Origin of the sequence: Pseudomonas sp. SC3(2021), from assembly GCF_019856535.1 — a bacterium.
In the GTDB taxonomy this organism is placed as follows: domain Bacteria; phylum Pseudomonadota; class Gammaproteobacteria; order Pseudomonadales; family Pseudomonadaceae; genus Aquipseudomonas; species Aquipseudomonas monsensis.
Window position 1 is genome coordinate 3,393,675 of sequence record NZ_CP082236.1, and the last position, 12,612, is coordinate 3,406,286.

Genomic DNA, 12,612 nt, shown 5'->3' on the forward strand with positions numbered 1-12,612 from the left:
AACGCATTTACCGACTTGTGTTCTGGCTGTACGCCGTTTATACAATCGGCCCACAAGTACGCATTCTTATCCTCCGAAAAGATGACAAAAAGACGGGGGACAGGATGTCAGTCAGTGACTGGAGCAGGATTGCGGGAGCGGGCTTGCTCGCGAATGCGCTGTGTCATGGAGCCTCAATGTCGAGCGCGCCGTCGCCTTCGCGAGCAAGCCCGGTGCCACGGGGTATTGTGTTGAGTCAGGCGTACCTCCTTTATTAATAACAATGGAAAGCAGAGGTCAGCGGTGGAGCAACAAGCCTTTCAGGTATTGATCGTCGAGGATGACCAGCGTCTGGCCGAGTTGACGCGTGACTACCTGCAAGCCAATGGATTGCGTGTAGACATCGAAGGCAACGGGGCACTGGCGGCGGCGCGAATCATCAGGGAGCAGCCGGATCTGGTCATCCTCGATCTGATGTTGCCGGGCGAGGATGGCCTGAGCATCTGCCGCAGAGTGCGCAGTCAGTACGACGGGCCGATCCTGATGCTCACCGCACGTACCGACGACGCCGACCAGATCCACGGCCTCGACCTCGGTGCCGACGATTACGTCTGCAAACCGGTGCGCCCGCGCCTGTTGCTGGCGCGGATTCAGGCGTTGCTGCGCCGCAGTGACACACCGGAACCGGCCAGCGAGAAATCCCGGCGTCTGCAATTCGGCCCGCTGGTGGTCGACAACGCCTTGCGCGAAGCCTGGCTGAGCGACACCGGCATCGAGTTGACCAGCGCCGAATTCGACCTGCTCTGGCTGTTGGTGTCCAACGCCGGGCGCATCCTGTCACGGGAAGAAATCTTCACCGCCCTGCGTGGCATCGGGTACGACGGCCAGGACCGCTCGATCGACGTGCGCATCTCGCGCATCCGTCCGAAAATCGGCGACGACCCCGACCATCCACGGCTGATCAAGACCATTCGCAGCAAAGGCTACCTGTTCGTCCCTGAAGCCTGCGCAGACCTGCCGCTGTGAACTCGATCTTCCTGCGCATCTACGGTGGCATGTGCGCGGCGCTGATACTGGTGGCGGTGCTCGGCGTGCTGGCGCTGAACCTGCTCAATCAGGTGCGCAGCGAGCAGTACCGCGAGCGTCTGGCCCACGGCACGTTTTCGTTGATGGCCGACAACCTGCAACCGATGAACGAAACCGAGCGGCATCGTGCCTTGCTGGTGTGGGAGCGATTGCTCGGCATTCCGCTGGCACTGAAAAAGTTTGCCGAGACCGACCTCGATCTGGCTCAACGCACCCGCGTGCAGCGCGGCCAGGCCTTGGTAGAACAGACCGGCCCACACGCGGCCAGGGTCTTCCGGCTGGTCAGTGATAAAGAACAGCTTGTGCTGGTGGGGGAAGTGCAGCAGATCAGCGAACAACTGGCCCGGGCGACGATTTACCTGCTGGCCGATGAACTGGTGCGCGTGCCGGTTGGCGAACAGCCCAGGCGTCTTGCGCAGATAAAGGAAGAGAAAGGCTTCGGCTTTGATCTGCGCCTGGTCACCGTGGAAGACGCCGACATGGACGAAGACCAGAGCCGCCGCGTCGCCGAGGGCGATACGGTGATGGCGCTGGGCAAGGGCGGCGATTCGATCCGGGTGTTCGCCGGCATGGTCGGCACGCCGTGGGTACTGGAAATCGGCCCGTTGTATCAGATGAATCCGTATCCGCCGCAATGGCTGGTGCTGATCGCGGCGCTCGGGCTGAGCCTGATCGGCCTGATCGTTTACCTGTTGGTGCGTCAGCTCGAACGCCGCTTGCGTGGCCTCGAAGCCGCCGCCACGCGGATCGCCAAGGGCAGTCTGGAAACCCGCGTGCCGGCGCGCGGCGCCGACTCGGTTGGGCGGCTGGCGTCAGCCTTCAACAAAATGGCCGAGCACTTGCAGCAGTTGCTGGCCATCCAGCGTGAACTGGTGCGGGCGGTGTCCCATGAACTGCGCACACCGGTGGCGCGCTTGCGCTTCGGTCTGGAAATGATCGGCTCGGCGACCACGCCGCAGGCGCTGGAAAAGTACCGCGAAGGCATGGACCACGATATCGAGGACCTCGATAAGCTGGTCGATGAAATGCTCACTTACGCACGCCTGGAACAGGGTTCGCCGGCGCTGACGTTCCAGCGCATTGATCTGGATGCGCTGGTCAATCAAGTCATCGAGGAACTGGCGCCGTTGCGTGCCGAGGTCACGGTGCAGCGGGGGTTGTGTCTGTCTGCTGCCGATAATGACGGGGCCTGGGTCGAGGCCGAGCCGCGTTATCTGCACCGGGCGCTGCAGAATCTGGTGAGCAACGCCATGCGCCATGCGCGGTCGAAGGTCACGGTGAGTTATCAGGTCGGGCAGTTGCGTTGTCGGGTCGATGTCGAGGATGACGGGCCAGGTGTGCCGGAGGTGGCGTGGGAGCGGATTTTCACGCCGTTCCTGCGCCTGGATGACAGCCGGACGCGAGCGTCGGGCGGGCACGGTCTGGGGTTGTCGATCGTGCGCCGGATCATCCATTGGCATGACGGCCGGGCGATCATTGGCAAGAGCAAGAGTCTGGGAGGGGCGTGTTTCAGCCTGAGCTGGCCGAGGAATCAGGAGCGACGTTGAGTATTTGTGATGGTTTTGCTGGCCCCGTCGCTGGCAAGGCAGCTTCCACAGGGCTTGCGCACGCCCGGAACCTGGGGGAGCGGGCCGGCCCGCGATGGGGCCCTGAGCGGCGATAAAGATTTCAGGCAGGGATGCTCACCAGACTCAACAACTGCCCCTCCTGCACCCCAAATTGCGCCTCCAGCTCAGTGCCATGACGCCATTCAGCGGACAGATCGGTCAGCAGCCGCAGCCGCACGTGACCTTGCGCCGTCCACTCCAGCACTTCGGCGTGCTCGAAGTAGAAACGCTGTTGCACGATCGGATACAGCGCCTTGAACAGGCTTTCTTTTACCGAAAAGGTCAGCGTCACGCACAGGCCCAACTGCTCTGGCGAGCCGGCGGCCATGCGCTGCAATTCCGCCGGCGTCAGGATTTCTCTGGCGAGGCGTTCGGCGCGGTCGCTGTCGAGCAGGTTTTCCAGGTCCATGCCCAGGCCGCGCCAGTGCTGTTTGTTGGCGACTATCGCCGCCGCACGCCCGGTGCTGTGGGTGATCGAGCCGCAGATGTGCGGCGGCCACACGGGTGCGCGATCTTCGCCAATCGGCGGGACAACCCCTGCGCCTTGCAGTTGTTGCAGCGCCGCACGGGCGCAGATACGCCCGGCCAGAAACTCGGCCTGACGCTTGGCGACCGAACGCTGAATGCTCGGCGGCGGCACGACGGCGCTGCGCTGGAAATCATCCCCGAGCAGTTGCGCCGGGTCGAAATGGGTGCTGAGCAGGACGGTGTCGGGCAAGACGTTTGGCAACGGCCAGTGGGCGTCGAGCGGGGTGCAGCAGGCGGGAAGGATCGGGCTGGCATTCATGGCGGGCATTTTGCCGGTTGATGTCGATGCTGGGTAGTAGGTCATGCTGTTTTGGCGAGGGAGCATGCTCCCTCGCGCCACAGGTCATCCTGCAGCGTTTGATCAACTGAAGATTTTCTGGAAGAACGCCTTCATGTCCGCCCAGGATATTTCATCGGCAGCCTTGTTGTAGCCGATATCCGGGCCACCGTGTTCGCCGTGGCTCAAGCGGTCGGCATCCGGATTGGTGAAACCATGTTTGGCGCCGTTGAGGCTGACGAACGTGTAGTCGGCACCGGCGTTGTCCATTTCCGCCTTGAACGCGGTGACGTTGTCGGCGCTGACCATGCTGTCCAGCGCGCCATGTTCGACCAGAATCTTTGCCCTCACACTGCCGGGCGTGGCCGGGGTCGTGGTTGCCAGTGCACCATGGAAACTCACCACACCTGCCAGCGGCACACCCTGGCGCGCAGCGTTCAGGACCACGCTACCGCCGAAGCAATAGCCGATGGCGGCGATTTTATTGGCGTCGGTCTGCGGCTGTTTTTTCAGCAGATCCAGCCCGGCCTCGAAACGCTTGCTCGCAGCGGCCGCGTCCTGGGTCGCGGCCTGCATGAACGCCATCGCATCCTTCGGGTGCTCGGTGTTCTTGCCTTCGCCGTACATGTCGATCGCCAGTGCGCTGTAACCCAGCCCGGCGAGGTCGCGGGCGCGGCGCTTGGCGTAATCGTTCAGGCCCCACCATTCATGCACCACCACCACGCCCGGGCGCTTGCCCTTGATCGCGTCGTCATAGGCGTAATAGCCGATCAGTTGTGTGCCGTCGGCGCTCTGGTAGGGAATCTCCTGAGTCTTGATCGCGGCGTTGGCCAGGCTGCTGACAGCGAGCAGGGTGAGTGTGAGGAACAGGCGCATGGTCGGTCTCCTTGTCGAAAGTGGTCAGGACAGCCTAGTCGATTTGATTCGGCGCCGGTTCAGAGAGTGTTCAGGGCAGGTACAGGGGCGGCTTGCTAACCTTGCACCCTACCGAACAGCAGTGAGAAAGTTGTTGCCTGTGCCGTCGCCTTCGCGAGCAGGTTCGCCCCCACAGGTAGGCTGTTGAAGTTGGAGCGTTTGATTTACCCGGGAGAGCGTTATGAAATTGTTGGTCGTCGAAGATGAAGCGCTGTTGCGTCATCACCTGCAAACCCGCCTCACGGAGAGCGGTCACGTGGTCGAGTCCGTGGCCAATGCCGAAGAGGCGCTGTACCAGACCGGACAGTTCAATTTCGATCTGGCGGTGATCGATCTGGGCTTGCCGGGCATGGGCGGTCTCGACCTGATTCGCCAGTTGCGCTCCGGCGGCAAGGCCTTCCCGATCCTGATCCTCACCGCGCGCGGCAACTGGCAGGACAAGGTCGAAGGCCTCGCCGCCGGCGCCGACGACTATCTGGTCAAGCCGTTCCAGTTCGAAGAACTCGATGCGCGGCTGAATGCCCTGTTGCGCCGCTCCAGCGGGTTCACCCAATCGACCATCGTCGCCGGGCCGTTGTTGCTCGACCTGAATCGCAAACAGGCATCGCTGGATGAAGAGCCGCTGGCGTTGACGGCCTATGAATACCGCATCCTTGAATACCTGATGCGGCACCACCAGCAAGTGGTGCCCAAGGATCGCTTGATGGAGCAGCTTTACCCGGATGACGACGAGCGCGATCCGAATGTCATCGAAGTGCTGGTCGGCCGTTTGCGTCGCAAGCTCGAAGGCCCGGCCGGGTTCAAACCGATCGACACCGTGCGGGGTCTCGGCTACCTGTTCAATGAGCGCTGCACTTGATTCGTTCCCTTCGCGTTCGCTTGATGCTCGCCGCCGCCACGTTGGCGGTGTTGTTCATGCTGGCGTTGCTTCCGGCGATGCAAGGTGCGTTCAGTCTCGCGCTGCAGGATTCGATCGAGCAGCGTCTGGCTTCGGACGTCACCACGTTGATTTCCGCGGCGCGGGTCGAGAACGGTCGGCTGCTGATGCCCGATCAGTTGCCGGACGAGCGTTTCAACCTCACCGACTTCCGCTTGCTCGGCTACATCTACGACCGCGAAGGGCATCTGGTCTGGCGTTCGCGAGCCACCCAGGAAGAGCAGATCAATTACAAACCGCGCTACGACGGACTCGGCAACGAGTTCGCGCGGATTCGCGAGACCAACGGTCAGGAGTTCTTCGTCTATGACGTTGAAGTCAAACTGCTTGGCGGCAAAAACGCAGCGTTCAGCATCGTCGCCCTGCAACCGGTGCGCGAATACGAAACCACCCTCGAAGGCCTGCGCGAGAATCTCTATCTGGGTTTTGGCGCGGCGCTGCTGGTATTGCTGGTATTGCTCTGGATCGGCCTGTCCTGGGGCCTCAAGGCCTTGCGTCAGCTCAGCCAGGAGCTTGATGAAATCGAAGGCGGCACTCGCGAAAGCCTGACTGAACAACACCCGCGCGAACTGTTGCGCCTGACCGGCTCGCTCAACCGTTTGCTGCTCAGCGAGCGGCAACAGCGCAGCCGCTATCGCGACTCCCTCGATGATCTGGCGCACAGCCTGAAAACCCCGTTGGCCGTGCTGCAAGGGGTCAGTGAGGACATGGCCCAGCGCCCCAAGGACCTCGATCAGGCCTGGGTCCTGCAAAGCCAGATCGAACGCATGAGCCAGCAGATCAGCTATCAACTGCAACGCGCCAGCCTGCGCAAAAGCGGTCTGGTGCGCCATCAGGTGCGGCTACAGCCGGTGTTGAAAAGCCTGTGCGACACCCTCGACAAGGTGTATCGCGACAAACGTGTGCGCGTGGCGTTTGATCTGCCGGAGCATTGTTATGTGCCGATCGAGCAGGGCGCTCTGCTGGAGATGATGGGTAACCTGCTGGAGAACGCCTATCGTCTGTGCCTGGGGGAAGTGCGCATCAGCGTGCGCGAGACCCTGGCCGGGGTCGAATTGTGCGTCGAGGACGATGGCCCGGGCGTGCCACCTGATCAGCGTGCGCGAATTCTCGAGCGTGGCGAGCGCCTGGATCGTCAGCATCCGGGGCAGGGCATCGGGCTGGCGGTGGTCAAGGACATCATCGAGAGTTACAACGCCAAACTGATGCTGGGGGATTCGCCGATGGGCGGGGCGGCGTTCAGGATTCATTTTCCGGCGGTTTAGTCGCCGGCCTTTCGGGCGCCATCGCTGGCAAGCCAGCTCCCACAGGTTTCGATGTCGTTCGAGGGTTTTGTGTTCGACCCGGAGACTGTGGGAGCTGGCTTGCCAGCGATCAGGCCAGTCAAGGCGCCACAGGCTGCGAGCAGATCACTGCTCCTGCGCCCGATAAGCCCCCGGCGTCAGCCCCGTCCACTTCTTGAACGCCCGGTGAAACGCCGATGGCTCGGAAAACCCGAGCTGCTCGGCGATCTGTTGCAACGACAGATCCGCGCGGCCCAAATGGTAAATGGCGATATCCCGCCGCAACTGATCTTTCAGCGCCTGAAAACTGGTGCCTTCCTCACGCAAATGCCGGCGCAACGTCTGCGGGCTGATGTGCAGGTGCGCGGCCACCGCCTCCAGATCCGGCCAGCGCGCACTGTCGCGGCTGAGCAAGCGGCGCAGGCGGCTGCTGAGGCTGTCGCCGTCGTCGGGTCGCGAGAGCAGGTCGGCGGGGGAGCGCTCGAGGAAATGCTTGAGGGTGCGTTCGTCCTGCAACAACGGCATGTGCAGGTAGCGGCTGTGAAAGACCAGACTGCTCTGCCCGGCGCCGAAGGTCGTGGGGCAGGGGAACAGCAACTCGTATTCCGCACCATGGGCGGGGCGCGGGTAGCTGAACGTGGCCTGTTCGAGGCGAATCCGCTGGCCGATCATCCAGCTGCCCAGGCGATGCCAGATCACCAGCAGGCTTTCGCTGAGAAAGTGATCCGGATCCCATAGCTGCGCATCATCGAGACTCAGGCGCACCCATTCGTCTTCGCGGCGCAGGCTCAGGCGCGGGGCTTGTGGGAATAGGCTGTAAAACAATAAACCGCGTTGCAGCGCCTTCTCCAGATTGCGGCAGTGAATCGAGGCGTGGCACATCATGGCGAAACTGCCGGGTTTGCTGGGTGCGTGGCCGAAACCGAGGTATTCGTCGTCCAGGGCCAGCCACAGGTTCTGGATCAACCGGGTGAATTGTTCCGGAGCTATGCGCGCGCGGGGTTCATCTAGCAATTCCGGGCTGATGCCCAGTTGCGACAGCAGGTTCGAATAATCGAAACCCAGGCGACGTGCGCCACCGAGGGCGGCACGGGCGAAATGACTGGCGATGGTGCGTTCGCGCATAGGCGGCAGATCCTTCCTCAGGCGCCGGATGGTAGCCGGCGGCCGGATGCACCTACAAGGCGGATTTCCGCCAAATTGTAGGACCAGAAGCGTCTGGTTGGCGGAAATCCGCCACACATGAGTCACCGGATGGTGACATTCATGCACGTGTAATCCCTGACATCAAAAGGCTTGTAGGCAATCGCACCAAAGTGGCACGACGTTTGCGATACAAGCCACAGAAGCGTGCGTTTCACCTGATGGAAAACGCTGCTCCAACAACAAATCCCTCCAGTGCAGGAGGGTTCGCAATTAAGGTTTCGCGGCCAACAGATGGATGTTGCTACGCGGGACGCTTGAGGAAAACTGCAATGACGACTCGTCAGCCACTGTACAAATCCCTGTATTTCCAGGTGATCGTTGCCATCGCCATCGGCATCCTGCTTGGTCACTTCTACCCTCAGACCGGTGTGGCCCTCAAGCCGCTGGGTGACGGGTTCATCAAACTGATCAAAATGGTCATCGCCCCGATCATCTTCTGTACCGTTGTCAGCGGCATCGCCGGCATGCAGAACATGAAATCCGTGGGCAAGACTGGCGGCTACGCGCTGCTGTACTTCGAAATCGTTTCCACCATTGCCCTGCTGATCGGTCTGATCGTGGTCAACGTTGTGCAACCGGGCGCCGGCATGCACATCGACGTCACCACCCTGGACGCCTCGAAAATCGCCACTTATGTGACGGCCAGTAAAGACCAGAGCATTGTCGGTTTCCTCCTCAATGTAATTCCGAACACCATCGTCGGCGCGTTCGCCACCGGTGACATCCTGCAAGTGCTGATGTTCTCGGTGATCTTCGGCTACGCCCTGCATCGCCTGGGTTCGTACGGTCGTCCGCTGCTGGACATGATCGATCGCTTCGCCCACGTGATGTTCAACATCATCAACATGATCATGAAACTGGCGCCACTGGGTGCATTTGGTGCCATGGCCTTCACCATCGGTGCCTACGGTGTCGGCTCGCTGGTGCAACTGGGCCAGTTGATGATCTGCTTCTACATCACCTGCATCCTGTTCGTGGTGTTGGTGCTGGGTGCGATCTGCCGTGCTCACGGTTTCAGCGTGTTTAAACTGGTGCGTTACATCCGTGAAGAACTGTTGATCGTACTGGGTACGTCCTCGTCGGAATCGGCACTGCCACGCATGCTGATCAAGATGGAGCGTCTGGGCGCGAAGAAATCGGTAGTGGGTCTGGTGATCCCGACCGGTTACTCGTTCAACCTCGACGGTACGTCGATCTACCTGACCATGGCGGCCGTGTTCATCGCTCAGGCGACCGACACCCACATGGACATCACCCACCAGATCACCCTGCTGCTGGTACTGCTGTTGTCCTCCAAAGGCGCGGCTGGTGTCACCGGTTCGGGCTTCATCGTACTGGCCGCTACCCTGTCGGCGGTCGGTCACCTGCCGGTGGCCGGTCTGGCGCTGATCCTCGGTATCGACCGCTTCATGTCCGAAGCCCGTGCCCTGACCAACCTGGTCGGTAACGCTGTTGCGACCATCGTGGTTGCCAAGTGGGTCAAGGAACTGGATACCGATCAACTGCAAACCGAGCTGGCCTCGGGCGGTCGCGGTATCTCGGACGAACGTGAAGAAGATGACCTGGGTGTGGCTGAAGGCCCAACCCCGAGCAGCGTGAAGTAACTGCAATTTGGTAATACCTTGTGGTGAGGGAGCAAGCTCCCTCACCACACAGGCAATAAAAAACCTGCTTCGGCAGGTTTTTTATTGCCTGCGATTTGAGCATTACGGTCACTGCCGCTGATGCATCCGGTGATTGCCGGACGCGGCATCGCTGCCTAGGCTGGGTGCATCGCTCAAGGAGATCGCCCATGTCTGCGCCGCTGGCCTCACTGAAGATTCTGGATTTCTCGACCTTGCTGCCCGGGCCGTTCGCCTCGCTGTTGCTGGCGGACATGGGCGCCGAGGTGCTGCGCATCGAATCGCCGACGCGCATGGATCTGTTGCGGGTATTGCCGCCGCATGATGGCGGAGTATCGGCCAGTCACGCCTACCTCAATCGCAACAAGCGCAGCCTGGCGCTGGATCTGAAACAACCCGAGGCGCTGGAAGTGGTCAAGCAACTGCTGACCGATTACGACATCGTCCTCGAGCAGTTCCGCCCCGGAGTGATGGAGCGCCTGGGCCTGGGGTATGAAGCGTTGAAGGCGATCAACCCGAAGCTGATTTACGTGTCGATCACCGGTTACGGCCAGACCGGGCCGTACAAGGATCGCGCCGGGCATGACATCAACTACCTCGCACTGGCCGGGCTGGCCAGTTATACCGGTCGCGCCGACAGCGGTCCGTTGCCGCTGGGCATGCAGGTGGCGGATATCGCCGGTGGTTCGCTGCACGGCGTGATCGGCCTGCTGGCGGCGGTGATTGCCCGGCAACAGAGCGGGCAGGGCACCCATCTGGACGTGAGCATGACCGATTGCGCGTTCAGTCTGCACGCGATGGCCGGTGCCGGTTACCTGGCCTGTGACGAGGAACCGCACTGGGAAGACCAAATGCTCAATGGCGGCAGCTTCTATGACTATTACCGCTCGCGTGACGGGCGCTGGTTGTCGGTGGGCAGTCTGGAACCGGCCTTCATGCAGCAACTGTGTACGGCGTTGGGCCGGCCAGAGTTGGCGGCGCAAGGCTTGTCGCCCAAGCCCGAGCAGCAGCGGTTATTGAAGGACGCACTGAAAGTGGAATTCGAGAAACACGACTTTGCCGAGCTGTGTGAATTGTTCGCCGGGGTCGATGCCTGTGTCGAGCCGGTGCTGAATCTGAGCGAGGCGGTGCTGCATCCCCAGTTGCAGGCGCGGGAACTGGTGACCCAGGTGCCGCGTGGGGATGGTACGACGCAGGCGCAGATTGCCTGTCCGCTGAAATTCTCCGAGGCGCTGCCGGCACCGCGACATGTCGGGGCAGGGTTGGGCCAGCATACGGAGCAGGTGTTGGGCGAGTTGGGGTTTGGTGCGCAGCGGATTGCCGAGTTGCGTGCTTCCAAAGTCATTCTTTAGGGCCTGTACCGGCCTCATCGCTGGCAAGCCAGCTCCCACAGGTTTTGTGTCGTATACAGAGCCTGTGAGCACCTCGAAACTGTGGGAGCTGGCAAGTCAGCACCCACAGGTTATGTGTCGTGTACAGAGCCTGTGAGCACCTGGAAACTGTGGGAGCTGGCAAGTCAGCTCCCACAGGTTTTGTGTCGTATACAGAGCCTGTGAGCGCCTCGAAAACTGTGGGAGCTGGCTTGCCAGCGATGAGGCCCTGCGGTCCAGCTGAAAACTGACTATTCCACCCGCATCTCGCCACTGAATACCAAGGTGTTGCGGCAGCGCCGGCACAGATACCGTCGCCCCTGGCGCACCAGGCTATGACGCTGTGCCGAAAACGGAAAATCACTGTCGGCACACGGGCATTTGTAGATGTAGCGGGTCACGCTGCGGCGTTTGACGGCGTAGGTGTGGCAGCGATCCGGCGGCAGTTCATAGACCCCGCGCATGATCAGTTGCCACTCTTCGCCGTGTGGCTGGATGCGGTCGCCGAACAGTTGATGGGCGATCAGGTGCGCGACTTCGTGGGCCACAGTCTGCTTGAGGAAGTGTTCGGTGTTTTCCCGGTACAGCTGCGGGTTGAAGCGCAGCAGGTTCTCGTGCAGATGCGCGACACCGGCTTTTTGCCCGCGCAGCTTGAGGCTGACGACGGGGCGTTGGAAATGACGTTTGAAAAAGGCTTCTGCGAGTTGGTAACAGTCTTCGACGCGGGTATTGAGTTGCTCGGGCATGCTTGATGGATCTCCAGAGGCGTCGAGTATGCCGCAACCTCCCGGACTTGCGAATCGCCGACCTGCCGAATGGTCATCCGCCAAACGAGAAGGCCGCCTTGCGGCGGCCTGTATTGGCAGATCTTGTCGTTCTCGGGGGGGAATCATGTCAGTTGGTATACACCGGCCCTACGCCGAGGCCCCAGACAATCACGGTGAACGCCATGATGGCCACCAGCACCACCAGACCGACCGCGAGCACTGAGCTGGAAAACAGAAAGCCTTCGTCCGAGGGAATGTTCATGAACGTCGGCAACCCGACGTACAGCAGGTAGACCGTGTAGCAAATGGCCGCCGTGCCGACGATCATCCCCAGCCACATGTGCGGATACAGCGCCGCCAGGCCGCCGACGAACAGCGGCGTTGCGGTGTAGGTGGCGAACGCGACGCAACGGGCCAGGCTCGGGTTGGCGTCATAGGTGCGCGCCATCCAGTGCACGAAAGCGCCCATCACCGCGACCCCGCCGAGCATCGCCAGGTATGACATCACGGTCATCCAGATCGCGCTTTCCACGGTGAGCATCACCGGCGCCCGGTTGCCGATCACCCAGCCAACCTGGGTGGTGCCGATAAACGCCGAAACGGCCGGAATCGCCGCGAGAATCAGCGTGTGGGTCAGGTACATGTGGCTGATGCTTTCCTCTTGGTCGCCACGGATCTCCTTCCATTCCTGATCGGGGTGGGTAAACAGTCCCACTACGTGATGGATCATGCCAGTCACTCCTCTTGTTATTGCCATCGCCCCCCAGCGGAGCGCCTACGGGCCAAGGTGGCCGAGCAAATACAGGTCTTCAGATGTGTGCGACCTTATGACGCAGTATAGAAAGGTCTTAACCGTACTGGGACTAGGGGCTTAGAGCAAATCGCGCTGTAAATACGGGGCTTAATCGCCTTGGGGTCTTGGCATCAGCTCTTTTTTATCTTTGAAATACATTTGTGGTGAGGGGATTTATCCCCGATGGGGTGCGAAGCAGCCCCAAAACCTCAGAACTCTATTTTCCCGATACTTCGCGATGG

The 12,612-nt window shown here is 61.2% G+C and carries 11 protein-coding genes; 6 read left to right on the forward strand and 5 right to left on the reverse strand.

Annotated elements, in window-relative coordinates; genetic code table 11:
- Nucleotides 1–282 precede the first annotated feature (282 nt).
- Nucleotides 283–1,005 carry a response regulator gene (locus K5Y35_RS15115; RefSeq protein ID WP_222832276.1) on the forward strand — a complete coding sequence of 241 codons (723 nt, stop codon included), beginning with the start codon at nucleotides 283–285 and terminating at the stop codon, nucleotides 1,003–1,005.
- The gene (locus K5Y35_RS15120) at nucleotides 1,002–2,612 is read left to right on the forward strand and encodes an ATP-binding protein (RefSeq protein WP_128614892.1); all 1,611 of its coding nucleotides are present in this window, start codon (nucleotides 1,002–1,004) and stop codon (nucleotides 2,610–2,612) included. The genes K5Y35_RS15115 and K5Y35_RS15120 overlap by 4 nt, the downstream gene beginning before the upstream one ends.
- A 121-nt stretch (nucleotides 2,613–2,733) precedes the next feature.
- Here the strand turns inward: K5Y35_RS15120 and K5Y35_RS15125 are convergent, their stop codons facing one another.
- Nucleotides 2,734–3,459 (reverse strand): 4'-phosphopantetheinyl transferase, encoded by a 726-nt coding sequence (locus K5Y35_RS15125; protein ID WP_222834464.1) that lies wholly within the window; start codon nucleotides 3,457–3,459, stop codon nucleotides 2,734–2,736.
- A gap of 102 nt (nucleotides 3,460–3,561) precedes the next feature.
- Nucleotides 3,562–4,353, reverse strand: coding sequence for a dienelactone hydrolase family protein (locus tag K5Y35_RS15130; RefSeq protein WP_222832277.1), 792 nt, complete (start codon nucleotides 4,351–4,353; stop codon nucleotides 3,562–3,564).
- A 220-nt stretch (nucleotides 4,354–4,573) separates the two neighbouring features.
- Between K5Y35_RS15130 and K5Y35_RS15135 the strand changes: the two genes are divergently transcribed.
- Both K5Y35_RS15135 and K5Y35_RS15140 read left to right on the forward strand, forming a co-directional pair.
- Nucleotides 4,574–5,251, forward strand: a complete 678-nt coding sequence (locus K5Y35_RS15135; RefSeq protein ID WP_123466936.1) for a response regulator transcription factor — start codon at nucleotides 4,574–4,576, stop codon at nucleotides 5,249–5,251.
- Complete coding sequence (locus K5Y35_RS15140; protein WP_123466934.1) at nucleotides 5,248–6,594, forward strand: ATP-binding protein; 1,347 nt, start codon at nucleotides 5,248–5,250, stop codon at nucleotides 6,592–6,594. The genes K5Y35_RS15135 and K5Y35_RS15140 overlap by 4 nt, the downstream gene beginning before the upstream one ends.
- Before the next feature lie 144 nt (nucleotides 6,595–6,738).
- Here the strand turns inward: K5Y35_RS15140 and K5Y35_RS15145 are convergent, their stop codons facing one another.
- Nucleotides 6,739–7,737 carry an AraC family transcriptional regulator gene (locus K5Y35_RS15145; protein WP_123466933.1) on the reverse strand — a complete coding sequence of 333 codons (999 nt, stop codon included), beginning with the start codon at nucleotides 7,735–7,737 and terminating at the stop codon, nucleotides 6,739–6,741.
- A gap of 350 nt (nucleotides 7,738–8,087) precedes the next feature.
- On the opposite strand from K5Y35_RS15145, the gene K5Y35_RS15150 reads away from it, so the two are divergent.
- Nucleotides 8,088–9,422, forward strand: a complete 1,335-nt coding sequence (locus K5Y35_RS15150) for a dicarboxylate/amino acid:cation symporter (RefSeq protein ID WP_123466930.1) — start codon at nucleotides 8,088–8,090, stop codon at nucleotides 9,420–9,422.
- A gap of 188 nt (nucleotides 9,423–9,610) precedes the next feature.
- A complete protein-coding gene (locus K5Y35_RS15155) occupies nucleotides 9,611–10,792 on the forward strand; it encodes a CaiB/BaiF CoA transferase family protein (RefSeq protein ID WP_222832278.1) in 1,182 nt (393 codons plus the stop codon).
- A 269-nt stretch (nucleotides 10,793–11,061) separates the two neighbouring features.
- Here the strand turns inward: K5Y35_RS15155 and K5Y35_RS15160 are convergent, their stop codons facing one another.
- Nucleotides 11,062–11,556 (reverse strand): SprT family zinc-dependent metalloprotease, encoded by a 495-nt coding sequence (locus K5Y35_RS15160; RefSeq protein WP_041067555.1) that lies wholly within the window; start codon nucleotides 11,554–11,556, stop codon nucleotides 11,062–11,064.
- A 148-nt stretch (nucleotides 11,557–11,704) separates the two neighbouring features.
- Nucleotides 11,705–12,307 (reverse strand): Yip1 family protein, encoded by a 603-nt coding sequence (locus K5Y35_RS15165; RefSeq protein ID WP_007917515.1) that lies wholly within the window; start codon nucleotides 12,305–12,307, stop codon nucleotides 11,705–11,707.
- Between the last annotated feature and the right edge of the window lie 305 nt (nucleotides 12,308–12,612).

Excerpts from the sequence above, each read along its gene's own strand:
- K5Y35_RS15145 (WP_123466933.1), bottom strand. The coding sequence starts at position 7,737 with ATGCGCGAACGCACCATCGCCAGTCATTTCGCCCGTGCCGCCCTCGGT.
- K5Y35_RS15125 (WP_222834464.1), bottom strand. The coding sequence starts at position 3,459 with ATGAATGCCAGCCCGATCCTTCCCGCCTGCTGCACCCCGCTCGACGCC.
- K5Y35_RS15135 (WP_123466936.1), top strand. The coding sequence starts at position 4,574 with ATGAAATTGTTGGTCGTCGAAGATGAAGCGCTGTTGCGTCATCACCTG.
- K5Y35_RS15160 (WP_041067555.1), bottom strand. The coding sequence starts at position 11,556 with ATGCCCGAGCAACTCAATACCCGCGTCGAAGACTGTTACCAACTCGCA.
- K5Y35_RS15155 (WP_222832278.1), top strand. The coding sequence starts at position 9,611 with ATGTCTGCGCCGCTGGCCTCACTGAAGATTCTGGATTTCTCGACCTTG.
- K5Y35_RS15165 (WP_007917515.1), bottom strand. The coding sequence starts at position 12,307 with ATGATCCATCACGTAGTGGGACTGTTTACCCACCCCGATCAGGAATGG.
- K5Y35_RS15150 (WP_123466930.1), top strand. The coding sequence starts at position 8,088 with ATGACGACTCGTCAGCCACTGTACAAATCCCTGTATTTCCAGGTGATC.
- K5Y35_RS15130 (WP_222832277.1), bottom strand. The coding sequence starts at position 4,353 with ATGCGCCTGTTCCTCACACTCACCCTGCTCGCTGTCAGCAGCCTGGCC.